The following is an 18,477-nucleotide window of genomic DNA, read 5'->3' on the forward strand; positions in this document are numbered from 1 at the left end:
TTAATGGGGTTTAGAAGTCGAATACCCGGGGGTTTGATCTACCAACGGATCATTTGTCCAAATAGCAGGTTCTATTGGCCACAGCATTCTGTATGCTTGTGTTGTTTTGTTCAACACACCATACGGATGATTGGGGCTAATAAAAGCAAGTGGTTCTGTTCCATATTTCATTCGCCGTAAATCATACCACCTTTTTCCTTCATAAACGAACTCTTTACTTCGCTCAGAAAAAATAGCTAATTCATTCGCGTCTTTAGATCCGTTGACAAAGGGTGTAGGATCATTGGCTAGTCCAAATGCCCTATCACGAATTTGTTTAATATAAACGGTCGGGTCACCTCCTTCTGCATTTATAATTTCGGCCAGCATTAACAATCTGTCTGCTTCACGATACACGGGCCAGTCATCGGAGAAATAGCGCTTGTTTTGTTCAAATATCCCAAGAAATTTCTTAAGTACGGTGTTTCTCTGAATAACAGGATACGGTGGCACCCCGCTTTTATTTACCTTATAAAAATCATAAAATGTGGCCAATTTACGTGTATCGGCATTATCATAACTCTGAAAAAGCTCAAATTTATAACGATATCGTTGAATAGCCGGTAAAGCATTCGGCTGACCTATATTCAATGGATCAGGATTGGTCGAAATAACAGCACCAGAGGCCAGCGAGTCGGGATAGAAACCTCCACCAAGACCAGCGAGATCATACGTAAATAAATTAACTCCCGACATTTCTGCTTCTGTTGATTGAAAGCTCATGGCAAGAATAATTTCGCTGTTCTTCTTTTTAGTGTACGAAAAAACATCTGCAAAGTTGGGGCAGAGACTGAATCCGGTTATCGCATTCAATGCCGTTTTTGCTATAGCCAAATCTGCGTTATTATTATAAACTTTCGCAGACCATAAATAGATTTCACCTTTCAACATTAACGCAGCCATTGGATTCCATTGGCCTTTATTAGCGGTTGCACTCGCTCCAAATTTAGTAATCGCCTGATTGATATCAGACTTTATTGCAGCAAGCACCTCTCCCTCCGTGGCTCTCGCTTTACGTAATGCCACCTGATCAGTTGTACCGTCTATTACTTCAGGTTCTAGTCGTAGTGGCACTCCTCCGTAAGTGCGTAGTAATTGAAAATAGTAATATGCACGCATTGCATAAGCCTGCCCCAGAAAATATCCCCTTTGGGCTCCCGTTAAAAAACTCGCTGCCTCGGTTTTCTTTATAAACAAATTCAGTTGCAGAATATTGGTATAAAACCCAGCCCAATTTCCGACACCTGCAGAAATTTCCTCGAGATTTTGTTCTATTAGAGGCACTTCATTTAATGACACGGGGAAAATTTCTGTTGTGCTTAAACTTCCGCCCCTAAACTCTCCCAGTCGTAAAAACTGAAACTGATTTGCTCTAAACTGCGTATGCATCCCTTGCATAAAACCGCCTACCTGGGCCTCATTCTGCCAGAAACTGTTGCTACCAAAAGAATCTTCCGGTGAAAGTTCCAGGCTTTTTTTGCAGGATACTCCCAATATGATCATCGTCACCACTAGCAATATACCTCTCCGTCTATATTGACTCATGTTTCTAAGTTTGATTTGTTACAGAGTTAAATTTGCAGAAAATACCAATTGAGTTGGAATAGTATAAGCACCATTCTGCTGACCGGTCCTCTCTGGTAGCTTTAACATTTTATTGCTGATATAGCCCAGATTTTGACCGGTGACCATTAAGGTAAGCCCTGTAATATTCGCCTTTTTGAGATATGATTGCGGAACGGCATAGCCTAACGTTATCTCCCGGAAGAAGAGATAGCTGGAGTTTTTCCAAAACATGTTGCTATTTCCATCGTAGTTCTTTTTTAATTGTTGGTCTTGGTTCACATAAGTCGGATATTTCGCATTGGGATTTTCAGGAGTCCAAGTATCCTTGACCAAATCAGTACCATTAAATTCACCTTGCATACTTCCCATGGCCCACATTTGACCAAGGTCCATCTGGATAAATCCGATCGCGTAATCCATCCTGGAAAATAACTGCAGATTTTTCCATTTCACTGATAAGTTCAATCCTCCTGTCCAACGGGGAATCGTCCGTCCAAGAAATACCCTGTCTTTGAAATCAATAGTGTCGTTTTTATCAACATCTTTCCAGCGTACATCCCCAAGACTTGTTGTCCACCACTTTGTAGGGTCTAACCCTTTTTCCGCAATTAACTTCTGACTTGTCACCGGACGTCCTGCCGCAGAATTTAATTGAACTTCCCCCGCAGCTAAATCTATTTTATTATAGTCTGCCAAATCTTTGTCATTTCTAATCAAACCTTCCATTATATAACCGTATACTTCACCAGGCTCCTGCCCTTCCTGCAACCCCCCAACCCAAACTAACTTACCAGATCTCTGATCATAAATTTGGATTCCTCCCTGCCTATTATTCTCGTTCCCATTAAAGGGTAGCTTTAGCACCTTATTCTTATTCCATGAAACATTTGCGCCAACACGGATATCCCAGTTTCTATTCTGTATAACCCTATAATTAATATCAGCTTCCAAGCCCCTGTTTTTCATTGAACCATTATTAGTTCTAATACTGCTCACACCAGTTGAATTAGGCAATAAAATATCAGCAATTTTATCATTTGTTATCCTATCGTAATAGGCTATCGATCCTGTGAGCATATTCTTAAACAGTCCATACTCAACAGCACCTTCTATTGTATTAGTCTTTTCCCATCTTAGTTTGGGATTTGGAATACCATTTAATTGGAAGCCAATATTATTGTCATACCTGCCGGTTGTTGAATAACCTCCCTGCAGTTCATACAGGCCAATTCCTCCAATATTCCCATTCTTACCCCAACTACCTCTTAGTTTCAAAAATGATAACCATCCAGCTGTTCCATCCATAAACTTTTCTTTATATGCAAGCCATCCGAAAGAAGCACCTGGGAAAAAACCATATTGATTGTCTCCAATTAACCTTGAATAGCCATCTCGCCTCGCAGTGAATGAAAACAAGTATTTTCCATCCCAATCATAATTTACCCGGCCAAATACAGACATAATGCGTTCCCTTGTATGATAGGAAGATATCCCTCTGTTATTTGCTTCAGACGACGTTAAATCCAACGCCATAAAATCATCCGTAGGTGCCAACTTTCCATTCGCTGCTAATCCATTATTATAAACATTATAATACTCTCCGCCAAGCATTCCCTCAAGTGTACTTTTTTCAAAAATAGTTTTATTATAATTTAAAATAATATTGAATGTCTGGCGCAATATGCGATCGAAAGATGCAGAGCTTGAACGGTCCCTGTTCCAGCCAGCATTGGGATTAGAGAGGCTCATAATGCCGGTTCGATAGTCTTTATTAAATCCTTCAGCCATAGTTTCATCATACATAAAGTATCCTCCTGCCTTGAGATAGAGGTCTTTAAATAAATCCGCTTTGAATGATTGAGAGAGCGTAAACTTATCTGATTGATTTCTCCGGATAAACTTAGATTCGTTCAGGGTTGGATTCCCATCCCCTGCATTTCGACCTAATAAAATATCACCTTTATAATTCACCCCTCGCATCGTGGGAGCCGCCATTAAAATGCGTCCCCAATAACTACCATCAGAAGTTTGTGCCTGATCTCTCCAGTTGGCTTTTGCAAAAGCCACGCTACTCTCAGATTTCAGCCATTTCTTTATTTTATAATCGCCATTAAAAATAAAATTCAATCTCCGGTAGAAAGCAGACTTAGCTATTCCATCTTCATTATAAAAACCTAAATTGGCATAATACGTCCCACGCTCCGCACCACCTGACATTCCAATATTATAGTCCTGTAATAATGCATTGCTTCGAAAAGCATTGCCAGCATAGCTGAACTCCTTATAAATAAGGTCTTTGTATGTACCATTTGGATCATAGGCTCCAGTCGCATTGGTGGGAATAGCATCTTTCATTACTTTCCAACCCTGACCTGAGTTCAAAAGTTCTTTGTTCTCATCGGATAAAAACATTGGACTAAACAAGGCGTTCTGATCGTAGTTTCCATCGACGATGTTTCCGCTAGCATCTTTATATATATTACCTGTCCCCTTGGGACCTGCTGCTGTAAGCAGCGCTTGATTACCATTTACTTTAAACGTTTCAACCAATGCCCTTCTTCCCCATTGCAAGTACTCTTCTGCATTAAGTAATCTATATGGGTTGTTCAAATAATTATAACCGGTTCTAGTCTTAAAAGTAATGGAGGAAAAACCTGCTTTACCTCTTTTAGTAGTAATTAAAACAACTCCGTTACTGGCTCTTGCCCCATATATAGCAGTGGCAGAAGCATCTTTTAACACTTCCATGCTCTCAATTTCCTCCGGATTAATATCACTCAATGATGGTCTGAACTGTCCATCTACAACAATGAGAGGGCTTCCTGATCCATCAAAATTGGTCCCTCCCCGTAAGACTATGGCAGGTAAAGAACCAGGTTTACCAGAAGTAGTCGAGACTCTTACGCCAGGAACAGTCCCGGCCAATGCCTGTGCAGGGTTAGCACGAACCCCAGATTCAAGTATCCTTCTTTCTACTTTGGCAATAGACGCTGTTAAGCTACTTTTCTTTTGCGTACCGTAACCTACCACGACCACTTCTTCCATCTTTGCTACGTCTGGCTTTAGGGAAATATTTACAAAAGTTGATGTTCCTACTCTAACCTGCTTTGACAAAAAACCGGTATAAGAAATAATTAAAATATCTTCCTCCAAAGCATCTAAAGAAAATTCGCCATTTGCATTGGTCTGGGTTCCGATGTTTTTTCCCTGAATACCGACGGTGGCACCCTACATAGCCTGGCCATCCTCACCCGAAATAACTTTACCTCTAACCTTTTTTATCTGAGCCTGAGCTACTGCTACAGAGCTGGCAGATGCAATCAGTAGCATCAGCAACCATCCTAATAAATCAGATTTCATACGTGTTGATTTAATTTTAACGCTTATACATATAACATCATATCATGTATCACATACAAACAATAAACACTTTTTTCAACACATAAAGCTCAAATGTCAATATGTATACATGATGTTATGTACTACATATAAATATCAAAACATTTATTCAGCTAAACAAGCAAAATACTAGTGCAACCGTTTGTACAAAGATTCCCTAGATGAAAAGCTAGCTTCTTTAACTTATTAAAATGATGCTCAAAATGTTTCTCATCCCCTCCCTAAATTCTTCTCGCGAGCTGTATTCAAGAAAATTCACCAAGTCAAGATGCGTGATTTTACTACTAGCCTGCATTTCATCTTCAACCATCTGGTGTCCAAAAATAGCAAGCAACATACCCTAAACTACACTCAATCCAAACAAATCATGAAGTGTAGTGTTATCGATTACTAAAGGGTATCAATGACAGAATTTAATCTGTAACACGGCTTATCGTTGTTTACGCCCTTTACCCTTCTTGCGGCAAGGATGCCCTTCATCTCCAATATGCGCCCCAATTCCCCATCCAGGGCACCTTCCAGAAACTCTCTTAGCACCAGGATTATCACCCTGTCCTTACCTAAATGCGTATCTCCGTTCTTCAAACGGCACGCCGCTTGCTTCTTGAAGGCTTCGAAACCAAAAATTTTTTTTCCTATATTGTCAGTTTAACGTTCTTTAACCTTAAACTGACACCCTTTATCTAATAGTCTCGCGGTAATAGGTGGTGTAAGCAGGCTAACAAACTGAACACCGTACAATAATGAGATCTTCTCTTTATAATATATCGAATTCCTATCAGTGATAAAAAACATTCTGACTCACATCTTTCCATTCTGAATCTCCATTCCGCATGTATTGCATCTTAACACAATTCTCAATACTTGGATCGCTCAATAAATAAATTGCTAGAGGATGAAATCCCTTCTTTAAGGAAACACTTTGAATAAGTGGTGTATTGGACCTATACCCAAAGTCGGCATCAAACAGTTTTGCCTCATGTAAGCGAATAAATGCCTTACCCGATGTTTGAAATAAAAAATTGTACTTACCATCTTCAGGAATTTTAATATATCCTTCACATAACAACATTCCTTTTCTATCACTTACAATGGTTCTTTTTATGCTACCTGTCACACCTGAAAGTTGAGGTCTCATTCCCCTTACAGAAATGACATAAGACAAATCCTTCTCGAAAAATTTCCAATTCAATCCTTTATTTAACTTCCTATTCACAACAGCACCTGGAATGAGTGCATTATCATAGGGGCGTTTGGCCTCAGAATCCACAGATCTTATCTGCAAAACTTTATCCTTCATTTGCGACTGTATTTTATCAAATCTTCGCAATAAAGACAAGTCTTTTGTTTGCTTAGGATCCTGAACCGCGTCGTAAATCTCAAAATTATCATTGGCTGATTTAATATTATATCGAACGCCCACCCAATTGTTGATGCGAATCATCTGCATCTGATTCCTTTGCCTCCCCCTTCGAGATACCTCAAACTGTTCAAATTTTGGAGTAATTCCTTCTTCAAAATATTCAACATACACCAGTGAATTCTCTTGCCTGCCTTTCCCAGTTAAAGATGGAAGTAACGAAACCCCATCGGTTCGTGCAGGCGCTGGAATATTTGCCACATCAGCAAATGTTGCAAACCAATCAGATAACATCGATGGCGTATTAATTACTGTTTCGGAAGCAATACGACCAGGCCATGCTGCAATGGTTGGAACTCTCACTCCACCTTCCCAACAATCTCTCTTAATTCCATCAAAGGGGCCATAGCTTACAAAAAATGTGGGATAGTTAGGAGTAAAAGATTCTGGTAAATATGATTCAATTGAAGGCCCATTATCAGAAGTAAAAACAACAAGCGTATTATCAGCAACATCTAAATCGTTCAACAATTGCAAAATATCTCCAACAGCATCATCAATTCTCCTTGTCACCGTTGCATAACGCTTGTAAGTATCAGGCCATGGGACCTCGGCCGTCAGTGGATTATGATCATCATCGTATGTAGCGTTCCTATACTCGGGATAAACAAATGAGTCAACAGTCCCTGATGCAGTATTAATCATGTGCCCCGCTTCATTCAACCATTGAATCCCGCCATGCAAACCACCACCGGTCGGATATGCCTGCGTTGGCAACTCTAAAACAGCATGTGGTGCATCATAAGCAAGGTACATAAAAAACGGTTCGGCAGCATTGCTCTTTACATGATCAACTATCCATTTCTTCGCATACGCTGTCCACAAATCTACTGTATAACATTTATCTAGCCCGGCAGCAATATTACGATAATCATTCCACACCTCCTTCTGCCCTCTGTATACTCCTTCTACCGGATAATGTTCGTGTCCATCTCTGTGACGCATATAGCCGAAGTAATGATCAAATCCACGTTTCAATGGATGTGCTGGCCAGTTGGGACTCATGTCCTCCTCTCCTTGCAATCCCCATTTACCAATGGCAACGGTTGCATATCCGGCCTGTTTTAATAACGTGCCAATTGTGTGATTATCTTCCAAGGCTTTATCAAACTGATTATCACGAACATGTGCATTTCCTTGATTCACTCCTGTTAACAATGAGGCTCTTGAGGGAGCACACACAGGCGCATTGCAATATTGCTGCGTGAATTGTGCACCGCTCTTAGCCAATTGATCAATGTGAGGCGTTATTTCATAAGGATTTGAAGGATCACCCGAACATTTTCTTTTATTCTGAAAGAAAACACCAATGTCGCCATAACCCAAATCATCAGTAAGAACGAAAATTATATTAGGTACTGGCAGTATCTTTTGCGCATATACAGAAAAACTGAGTATGTTCAAAACACAAATACAGCAAAGTGATTTATAGATCATTAATTTAAAAATCATTTTATAAACGTTGCAATTATTAAAGTTACTTTTGAAGAGGCGGCTCCCGTTCTCGAAACAATGAGGTCCTCCCCATATGCATAGTCTTGATTCTACATCTTTGGACGATTTTTAGAAATCTTTAATGTTATCGCCGCTATCCCTTTTAAATTTATACTGGAAGGAAGTACAACTTTTACCATATCATTGCCTGCCGGCAGATAATGAAGATTCTTACCTTTAAAGCCTAACAGAGTGATATTGCTACGTCCTTCAACCAGGGAGGAAGGAATACTAATCGTATTGGATGAAAGTGAATCTGTTTTGTTTTGAATACTAATAGCATAAATCGTACTGTCTCGCTTGGTGGTAAAAAACACATTATCAGATTCATAAGGCTTTATTGGCCGGGTATTATAAATAGCTTCTCCATTTGTTTTTAACCATTGGCCAATTTCGTTTAAACTCTTTACGACTTCCGGAGCCAAAACACCTTCCGCATCCGGGCCAAGCCCCACAACCAAATTACCATTCCGGGCGACGGCTTTGACCAGCAGCTGAATAATTGATTCGGCATCTAGGTATTTATTTATCTTTGTCCAGGCCCATCCATGGTCACCCATGGAAACACAGGCTTCCCAGGCATCTGCAATGTAATGAGTGGGCATTTGGTGGATCCCTTCAGGTGTAAGATAATCCTCATATCCACCTCCGTTACAACGGTCTACCACTAATAATCCAGGCTGACGTTCTCTTGCTGATTTTGCAATATCTGCAAGGTTAATGCTGTTTCCACTAACCTGTCCTCCATCCAGCCAGAGAATATCAATGTCACCATAATCAGTGGTAAGTTCTTGTAACTGCCTTGCTGTAAATTTTCTGAATTGGTCCCATAACTCTGGATGTCTATGGCGATCATAGTTTTCACTTCTGCTAGTTGCAGGGCCAAATTGCGGTGCCCAGTAATAGGGTGTGTTCCAATCGACTTTTGAAAAATATATGCCTGCCCACAGGTTATTCTTTCTGGCAGCTTCCAACATCACTCGTACAACATTGGCATTTTTATTGCCGGAGAACGGGCAGTTATCTGAAGTTATTCTATAATCGGTAGTTTTTGTATCAAATAAGCAGAAACCATCGTGATGCTTAGCATCTACCAAAATATATTTAGCTCCGGAAGCCACAATAGTTTTTGCGTCTATTTCGGGATTAAATAACAAGGGATTAAAGGTTTTTTGTAACTGCTCATATACTTTTTTATAGGATGCCCAGTCTTCATTCTCATATGGTGCAGGCCTTTTATTCCAGACATATCTTTCAGGACATAAGCTCCATGACTGATCAACAGTACCAAACTGAGTCTGGATACCCCAATTGTACATTATGCCAAATTTCAGGTCTTGAAATGCCTCCAATTTTCTAATTGCTTTAGGATCACGAGGAGGCTCCCAGTCTTTACTTACCTTAAAAGCGCCGCCAAAACCATCTCCCTTCTCGGGAATATTGTCTTGTGCCAGGCAGGTATAACTAAGAGGTAAAAAGAGTATAGTTGTTAAACAAATTCTGATATTCATAGTTACTTTATTTACTACAAAGTGTTTATAAGTCATACAAGTATTAAAAATGAAAGAATAGACATTCGATGACGGAAGTAATTATTGAATGTGTTCCCCGTAATAAGAAATTAAAAATAGGCCAATCCTGTTTTCAAGACAACATTTCCTTCGATTCTGATAGAAGTATAAAAAAGAGGGAAGGAGCCATAAACAACTCCTTCCCCTTGTAAATCCCGGAATTTAGTGTAACCTAAAGTTCCGAGATGCATCTATCACCACATGCCGTTGGTGAAACAGTTGCACTCCTAAATCCTGCATAGGTATTGACACAATCGAACATTATAATATATTTCTTCACCCCCAAGTAAAGTAAGACCCTCACTTCCATCAGCACCTTTAATCCCATGACTTTAGGAGCTTATTATAAATAGTAAATAATAACTTTTTAAAAGTAAAGCAATAAACAACAACTATTATGCGCAACCGGTTGTCTTAATGCTTTAGTACTCCAGTTCGACCATTAGAATTATAAAATTGATTCATTAATTCTAATACTAATCATCAAAAACTTGTATCTATTTGCAAAACAACTATTGCATTTTTTTTCATAACTATCATTCCAATTCAGCAACACTTACAGTTTGTGGAAAATAAACTATGAAAAACAAAAAAGGGGAAGGTGCTATGATTAGCCCCTCCCTTATTCACGTATAATCCCGGAAATGGCGTAATGCAAGACTCCGGGATGTCTATCACCACATGCCAATCACAATGGAATGAAAAAGATGCTGTTCTATAAAGCCGACATCGGAATAGAAACAAATAACTTACTTTCACTACTTTCGATGCGATCGGATATTATTAAAACCCATCATTGGTATAAGGATTTCCTTATCTACAGCTCTGGTAGTATATTAAGGGAAAGGAGTAATATACTGAAGGCTGGTTAAAGGTAAGACAGCAAAAAATAAAATATATGCGCAACCGGTTGTACTTGTAGCATATATCTTCAGATTGTTAAACTGGATTTCTTAATATCGTACGAAAGATCCATGAGACATGTACAACCAACTGAATAAAAAAATTCCTTGAGACCGGGTAGATATAACCGATTACGCGCATTTCGCTCAAAAAAGAGATAGATTTTTAAAATTGTGAGGCAGCTATAATATTTTCACTAATTTAGATGACGGCATGAGCTAACATGCAAACGACAATGAAAAAATATGTCTTTACACATATCTCTTAATGCAGAAAAATGATTACGTGCCCTCTTTGTGACAATGACGATGATAAAGCATTGGTAGAAAAGTTGAGGAAAAATGATATAGCCGCATTTAACACTATCTATCTCCGATATGCGGAAACACTATATGATTATTCCTTACATATTCTGATGGACGAAGATGAGTGTGCAGACGCTGTACAGGATATCTTTGTGTGGCTATGGGAAAATCGGCGCCGATTGAATATCACCCACCTTAAGAGCTATCTACTAGCTGCCGTTAAATATAAGCTCACGCGGTTAATTATCTCCAGTAAGCGGAGGAACGAAATACTTAAAAAAGTACACGCACCAGAGGAGCAGGTAATGGAAGAGAATATGGAATTAAAAGAACTGAAGGCAGCCATTCAGGATTTTGTTGCCACTCTCCCACCCCAGGCGAAAAAGATTTTCCAAATGAGCCGGGAATTGTATTTATCTAACCGGGAAATAGGAATTGAACTGGGCTTGTCGGAAAAGACCGTCCGGAATCAATTGACCATCACCCTCAGAAAATTAAGAACCTATTTAGGGAGATTGTCCTTTTGGTCTGTTATCTTATAAAAATTCCCCAGATTGGGACATCCCCGCTACTTATGTCCCTCTATAACTGTGAACACGAAAAGAACTGGCTCGGCGAATGACGTCAGCGAACAAGCAAATCAAATGGTATGGAATAACGTTTAATTCTTCCGCAACAGGTCCGCGATAGCGTTGTTATCCTATAACCATGCATAATCGATCGCTATTTTTTCTTGCGCATCCATGATCCATTTATCTGCATGGTACTTCATGCGGCCACCTAACAATATCCCGGTACCACCCGCTTGCCTGACACTACATAATGATACGGGGGCCTGTAACCAACTTACCGGCCCAATGCCGGGAATCATCCATTGAAGTAGCTTCAATAATTTTTTCCCCGGATTGGGACATCCTCTACACTTATGTCCCTCTATAGTATTGAACAGAGAAAAAAGTTGTCTCAAAGAATCATGATCAACCAAAATGAATTGTTGCAGCTATTTGAGCGTATTGCCAATGGCACTGCTTCCAATCATGACCTTCAAGTATATAACGAGTGGTGCAACTCCTTTCAGGCGGAGAACGTACCCGTGCAGCGCCCATTTGAAGAAAAACAGATGAAGATATTGGCGGCGCTCAATGAGCGTATAAGTTCCGGAAGGCGTATCAACCATATGAAATGGTCGGCTGCGGCAGCCATTTTATTGATATGTACGGTTGCTGCCTTCACCTGGCGCCATAAGCAGGCTACAGTAAGTGCTAATTGGTCGTCAGGGCAGGCTCAGGTCCAGCATAATCCCAATAGCACAGTACTTATACTGGCAGATGGTACACAGGTGGAACTGGGCGCAACACAAAAAGGTAAGATCGGTCAGCAATCCGGTACCTATATTTCCAAAAAATCAGACAGTTCGCTTGTCTACGTATTCAATGGGAAAAATACTTCGGGCAACAGTGCGGTAGTTCAATACAACAGCCTTGTTATCGGGAAAGGACAGCAATTTCAGCTACAATTGCCCGATGGCACTAAAGTATGGATCAATGCAGGTTCCTCTCTTAAATTCCCTGTCAACTTCCAACGGCAGCCACAAAGAGAGGTGATTTTAAGCGGAGAAGCTTATTTCGAAGTGGCCAGTTACGCCAACAAACCCTTTGTAGTTGCAACCGCCTGCCAAAAAATAGAAGTATTGGGTACTAATTTTAACGTGGAAAGTTATCCCGAAGACTCGGATTCCAGAACCACGTTACTGGAAGGGACTGTGAGGATTAATCATCAGCTGGAACTTAGTCCCGGAGAACAAGCCATAGTGCGCCATTCTGGTGAAACAGACAAAAAGCACGTGAATACAGCTGCTGTAGTCGCCTGGAAGAATGGCTACTTTTCATTTGATGGCGAAAGTATTTACGACATTATGCCTAAACTGGGCAGATGGTATGACATGGAGGTGTCGTACGATGAAAATCTTCCGGGAGACAAGTTTGAAGCATCCATATCTAGATCACGTAGTATGACAGACGTCTTGGACTTCCTACAGCGCACTAAACTGGTGAAATTTAGAATAGAAGGACATCGTATAATTGTGAGCCGATATCAATAGTGAACAATCAAATTTAACATGAGGAAATCAACTACAAACTAAAATGAATCACCGTCGGAAATACCCTCAGGCCAGGCGTAAAGTGCATTTGTACGCCCACTCCTGGATGTTTCAGGGTATTCTGGCCGGCAAATCTTTGATTAATTTATTGCGAATCATTTAACCGTAACGAAGTATGATTTTACCCAAACAACACAGGGAACGCTCCACTCGTTCCACAAAACCTTTATGCCCCGGAACGTCCATAAAAAAAGTCCTACTCAGCCTTCTTCTACTCCCTATGCTGCAACTCAGCGTGAGGGCGATGGGGCAAAATATAACATTACACCTGAAAAATAGTCCGTTTAAAAACGCACTGGAAGCTATCAAGTCACAAAGTGGTTATGATCTAGTATTGGTGCAATCTCATCTGGAAGGTGCACATCCGGTATCTATAGACCTGGTGAATGGCAACATTCAGGAGGCTATGGCTATATTGACTAACGGTCAACCGGTTAGTTATGAAATCAAGGAAAAAGCGATCATCCTTCAGCGGAAAGAAAACTGGAAAGACGGGATTGCTCGTGAGTATCAAAAACAACCTGTTTCCGGGCAGGTAAGGGATGAAAACGGCGTATTACTTCCGGGAGTCACCGTGCATGTCAAAGGTACTACTAACGGCGCCAACACCGACGAAAAAGGCAATTTCAGACTAGATGTGTCTAAAGGGGATATTTTAGTGATAAGTTATGTGGGGTATGAAACAAAAGAAATATCCTTTAATGGACAGCACTCACTGGATATCCGCCTAAAACTTTCAGAAAGTGCGCTGAGTGAAGTAATAGTAGTAGGTTACGGTACACAAAAGAAAGGTAATTTAACCGGTGCGGTGTCTACTATCGATTCAAAAATTCTGGAAAACAGGCCCGTTACAAGGCTATCCCAGGCTTTACAGGGAGCAGTCGCCAACCTGAATATCACAACTACGTACGGCGGAGGAGCTCCCAATGCAACGCAATCCTTTAATATTCGTGGCTATACAGGTCTGGGGACTACGCAAGGCCCGTTAATTGTCATTGACGGTGTTCAGGCAGGTGATATAAATGCGATAAACCCTTCTGACATAGAAAATATCTCCATCATAAAGGATGCTGCAGCTGCTGCCGTCTACGGCTCAAGCGCACCTTATGGCGTTATACTGATCACCACCAAAAAAGGTAAAACGGGCAAGCCGACCATTTCCTATAACAATACCATCACGACCAATGTTCCCATAGGGCTACCCAAAATGATCAACTCACTTGATTTTGCGGCACTATTTAATGAAGCGGGCAGTAATGCAGGTTACGGGCCTACCAATTATTTTTCAGCCGATCTGATTCAAAGAATGAAAGACTATCAGGTTGGAACACTTAAAACGGAGACAATGGCCAATCCAAATCCAGGAAGCGATTCATGGTTGGGCTATTTTGGAGCAAATTCCAATAATGATTGGTTTAAAGTTTATTATAAAAATTCGCAGGTAATTCAGCAACACAATTTAAGCATATCAGGAGGCAGTGAGAAGACTAAATACTTTGTGGGTTTAGGATACAATGATAAACCCGGTATGTATCGTTATGGCAAGGATATTTACCGGAGATATAATTTGAGAGTCAATTTAAGCAACAAAATTAGCGATTGGCTTGAATTTAATATAAGGTCCACCTATTCCAAAGAAACATACGATGCCCCATGGGCCGGAGGAGGACGCACCGGAGGCAACTGGATGCACCAGATTGCCCGTAAGCATCCCAACCTGCCTTTATATAATCCCAACGGTGAGTTATCTGAGCCCAGTGATGTCCTGTTAATGGAAAAGGCCGGCCGTCATCTGGAAGCGTGGGACAAGCCACTGCTCACGGGCGAACTTGTGATTACACCTGTTAAAGGATGGTCAACAACATTCAATTATACCTATGAAGCAAATATCAGTAATATCAATGATCATGTTGCAACAGTATTTCAAACGCTGCCAAGCGGCAAACCGGCTCCAATCGCTTATACTTACCCCAACAGTTTTTCACGGAATATATCCTTCGGCTATCATCACGTTTTTAATGCCTTTTCAAGCTATGAGACAAGTTTCCGCCAGCATAATTTCCGGATACTAGCTGGTTTTGTAAGCGAATTACAGGATAACATGAGCCTATATGCAGGCAATAGTCAGTTATATACTGATAATATTCCTTCTTTGTCAACAGCTTATGGAAAAACACCATCTGTAAGTGATTACAGGGCACAATTAGCTTCAGAAGGATTTTTCGGCAGATTCAATTATGATTATAACGGAAAATATTTGCTGGAACTGACGGGAAGGTATGATGGAACTTCAAGGTTTTTGCATTCCTCCAGATGGGGATTCTATCCGGGTATGTCCGCCGGATGGAATATTCATAACGAAGACTTCTGGAAAAAAGGGGAGATATCAACTTATATAAATTCATTAAAAATAAGAGGTTCTTATGGCAGTCTGGGCGATCAGTCGTTCGGAGATGCGACCAATTCCGCTTATTGGTATCCATTTTATCCCGGATTAGGAACATCATCCACGACCAGTACTAATTGGTATTTTGCCAATGGAAGAGAAGCGGCAACAAATGCCCCGGGGCTGGTGAATACAAATGTTACCTGGGTAACTACCACCACATTGAATTTAGGGGCTGATGTAACAGCGCTAAATGACCGGCTTTCTGTTGCTTTCGATTGGTATAAAAGAAGTGCCAAAGACTATTTGGGGCCTGCCCGTAATTTACCCGCCGTGTTGGGAACAGGAGTTCCTTCAGAAAATGCGGCAGCTATTGAAACAAAAGGTTTTGAACTTACTTTGGGATGGAAAGACCATGTAGGTGAGCTATATTATAATCTGCGTGCCACCTTAAGTAATTACAAGGGAATTGTTACCCGCTATCCCAACGACCAGAAATTGTTAAGTAACTGGTATGAAGGAGAGAAAATGGGCGAAATTTGGGGCTATCAGACAGTAGGCTATTTTAAAGATGATACTGATGTGGCAAAATCGCCTGTACAAAATTACATTTACACTAAATGGGGAGCAGGAGATATTAAATATGCCGACCTAAACGGAGACGGAAAAATAGACAGAGGCTCAAATACATTATCAGATCACGGTGACTTAAAAGTTATCGGTAACACTACTCCGCAGTATCAATACGGCTTCTTCGCCAACCTGAACTGGAAAACCCTTGATGTAGGTTTCTTTATTCAGGGCGTTGCCAAAAGAAACGCATTTGTCGGCGGCGACTATTTTTGGGGCATCGTAGGAAGCGAATGGCAAAGCTCCGTTTTTACAGTACATAACGACAGATGGACCCCTACTACGCCTAACGGCTATTTCCCCAAATATTACATGAGTGGTGAAATGAGTAAGAATGAACAAACTCAATCGAAATATTTACAAAATGCCGGGTATTTAAGACTGAAGAATATTCAAATTGGATATACCATTCCTCAAAATCTACTTGGAAAGATCGGCGTACAAAGAGTACGGTTTTTTGTAATGGCAGAAAACGTGTTCACCATCACACCGCTTAAAAAACATTCAACAATGGACCCCGAAATCTTCTTTAGCGATGGTAAAATATACCCGCTTCAACGAGGTTATTCAGGAGGCATTAATGTAACGTTTTAATTATCATTTTAAATTCCGTACAGATGATTATAAATAAATTCATACTACCTCTTGCAATTGTCACTGTTTCCTTCGTTTCCTGCAAAAAAGATTTTTTGAACAGAACACCTGAAACATCAATTTCTGATGAAGACTACTGGAAGACTACGAATGACCTAAGGTTGTATACAAACAGGTTTTATAACCAGTTACCAAGCTATATAAAGCAGTTCTTTACCTTGGCCAATTTCAGCATGGATGATGAACAAGGTTCTGATAATATGATCAATAGAAACTACAGTACATTCCTAAATGGGGAATTTACGCTTCCACCGTCTGGCGCCGGCTGGTCATCTGGTGATTGGGCAGCCATCAGAAGCGTAAATTATTTTTTAGGTAAGTACGAATCTGTGACCGGCGATCAGACGGCTATTAATAAATATCTAGGAGAGGCTTTATTCTTCAAGGCAAGTTATTACTTTGATAAATTAAGGAAATTCGGGGACCTACCGTGGCTACCTAAAGCACTATCTACTAATGATTCTACCATACTGTATGCTCCCCGGGTTTCAAGAAGCATTATCGCCGACAGTATTATAATCCTTTTAGATAATGCTATTAGTTTACTCCCCGCCAAAGGAGACGCCGCCAACGGTTATGAAGACCTCCGGGTGTATAAAGAACTGGCGGCGCTGCTTCAATCCCGTATCGCCTTATATGAGGGTACCTGGGAAAAATACCATGCAAACGATGTATTTGGAGTGAAGGGAGCAGACGGTTCCAAATATTTGGCAAAAGCCGTAACAGCGGCACAACTGGTAATGAGCAATCCTAAATTAGGCTTGGATAATGTAGGACAACCAAATGGATATTGGAACCTATTCAATCAATTAAGTTATGCGGGAAGTAAGGAAATTATGCTTTGGCGACAATATAATGCCCAGGACGGAAACGTAACCTATATTTCCACTTATATGACAGGAGGAGGAGGACGCGGTATCAGTAAAAGTCTGGTGGAATCTTATCTATGCACCGACGGTCAGCCCATTAGTGTAAGCCCCCTATATAAAGGTGATGCGAATTTGATTAACGTAGCTGCCAACAGAGATCCCAGACTGGCTCAAACTATACAAATCAATGATGGTTGGCATTATATCTCAGATACATCCCGTTTTTGGCATCCTGCATGGGGAGGCGCAGCCGAAGATAGAGATTATACCGGGTACCAAATTTATAAAGGATTAAACACTTCGTCCGCTCAACATATCATAGGAAGCGGCACCCAGGGAATTATTTACTACAGGTATGCTGAAGCATTATTGAATTATATTGAGGCGAAAGCAGAACTGGGACAAGCCGCACAAGCCGATGTAGATATGTCTGTCAATTTATTGAGAAGAAGAGTAGGTATGCCTGATTTGATCATTGCAAATATTACAAATGATCCAAACTGGCTATTTCCGTCCCTGTCACCGTTAATTAACGAAATCAGAAGGGAAAGAAGAGTAGAACTAGCTGTGGAAGGATATCGCCATGACGATATCTGGCGCTGGGCTGCTGCAGATAAGCTAATAAAAGGATGGAATCCAAAAGGCGCTAAAAGAAGCCAGTTCTTGGGCATTCCCAACGGCAGCGGAGGAAATTTTGACGCTACTTTAACATCATTATATCCTGTTGACGAATATGACTATATCACCCCCTATAAAAATAATGTGGTTGGAACCTCCGGATATGATTTCAAAACAGACAGGGACTACCTTTCGCCCATACCAACAGACCAGTTAATTCTAAACCCTAACTTAAATCCGCAAAACCCTGGTTGGTAAAATAATGGCAGTTCAAAAAAAATTACATCTATTTTCTAAAAGAAATTTCTACTCCTCAGCAACTGCTACTAAAAAAGCAGTTGCTGAGATATTCTTTCAACCTATAAATCATTAAATCAAAACCCAAAGTAGGCCTGTTCAGATTGGCCGAAGAATTAGGAAAATATATCGCAGGCGTGCAAGATCTTCGGCTACAGACCGCAA

Annotated in this window: 9 protein-coding genes and 1 pseudogene; 4 read left to right on the forward strand and 6 right to left on the reverse strand. The window is 40.6% G+C overall.

Going from position 1 to position 18,477, the window contains the following annotated elements:
• The 5 genes and pseudogenes from HGH90_RS00925 to HGH90_RS00940 form a co-directional block, all read right to left on the reverse strand.
• Positions 1-1,584, reverse strand: a complete 1,584-nt coding sequence (locus tag HGH90_RS00925) for a RagB/SusD family nutrient uptake outer membrane protein (protein ID WP_211172565.1) — start codon at positions 1,582-1,584, stop codon at positions 1-3.
• An 18-nt stretch (positions 1,585-1,602) separates the two neighbouring features.
• Positions 1,603-4,821, reverse strand: a pseudogene (locus HGH90_RS00930) (SusC/RagA family TonB-linked outer membrane protein); the annotation flags it as partial.
• 12 nt (positions 4,822-4,833) lie between these two features.
• The gene (locus tag HGH90_RS31930; protein ID WP_262888536.1) at positions 4,834-4,965 is read right to left on the reverse strand and encodes a hypothetical protein; all 132 of its coding nucleotides are present in this window, start codon (positions 4,963-4,965) and stop codon (positions 4,834-4,836) included.
• A gap of 817 nt (positions 4,966-5,782) precedes the next feature.
• The gene (locus tag HGH90_RS00935; protein ID WP_248276951.1) at positions 5,783-7,876 is read right to left on the reverse strand and encodes an arylsulfatase; all 2,094 of its coding nucleotides are present in this window, start codon (positions 7,874-7,876) and stop codon (positions 5,783-5,785) included.
• A gap of 92 nt (positions 7,877-7,968) precedes the next feature.
• Positions 7,969-9,429 carry an alpha-L-fucosidase gene (locus HGH90_RS00940; protein WP_169190150.1) on the reverse strand — a complete coding sequence of 487 codons (1,461 nt, stop codon included), beginning with the start codon at positions 9,427-9,429 and terminating at the stop codon, positions 7,969-7,971.
• A 1,240-nt stretch (positions 9,430-10,669) separates the two neighbouring features.
• Here HGH90_RS00940 and HGH90_RS00945 point away from each other — a divergent pair.
• A complete protein-coding gene (locus HGH90_RS00945; protein ID WP_169190151.1) occupies positions 10,670-11,239 on the forward strand; it encodes a sigma-70 family RNA polymerase sigma factor in 570 nt (189 codons plus the stop codon).
• A gap of 158 nt (positions 11,240-11,397) precedes the next feature.
• On the opposite strand, the gene HGH90_RS00950 is transcribed toward HGH90_RS00945, so the two are convergent.
• The gene (locus HGH90_RS00950; protein ID WP_169190152.1) at positions 11,398-11,586 is read right to left on the reverse strand and encodes a hypothetical protein; all 189 of its coding nucleotides are present in this window, start codon (positions 11,584-11,586) and stop codon (positions 11,398-11,400) included.
• 84 nt (positions 11,587-11,670) lie between these two features.
• Between HGH90_RS00950 and HGH90_RS00955 the strand changes: the two genes are divergently transcribed.
• The 3 genes from HGH90_RS00955 (at position 11,671) to HGH90_RS00965 (ending at position 18,273) form a co-directional block, all read left to right on the forward strand.
• Complete coding sequence (locus HGH90_RS00955; protein WP_169190153.1) at positions 11,671-12,798, forward strand: FecR family protein; 1,128 nt, start codon at positions 11,671-11,673, stop codon at positions 12,796-12,798.
• Between the two features lie 175 nt (positions 12,799-12,973).
• Complete coding sequence (locus tag HGH90_RS00960) at positions 12,974-16,468, forward strand: TonB-dependent receptor (RefSeq protein ID WP_169190154.1); 3,495 nt, start codon at positions 12,974-12,976, stop codon at positions 16,466-16,468.
• Positions 16,469-16,491: 23 nt separating this feature from the next.
• Complete coding sequence (locus tag HGH90_RS00965; protein WP_169190155.1) at positions 16,492-18,273, forward strand: RagB/SusD family nutrient uptake outer membrane protein; 1,782 nt, start codon at positions 16,492-16,494, stop codon at positions 18,271-18,273.
• Positions 18,274-18,477: the final 204 nt, after the last annotated feature.

The organism is Chitinophaga sp. Ak27 (assembly GCF_012726295.1).
GTDB lineage: Bacteria > Bacteroidota > Bacteroidia > Chitinophagales > Chitinophagaceae > Chitinophaga.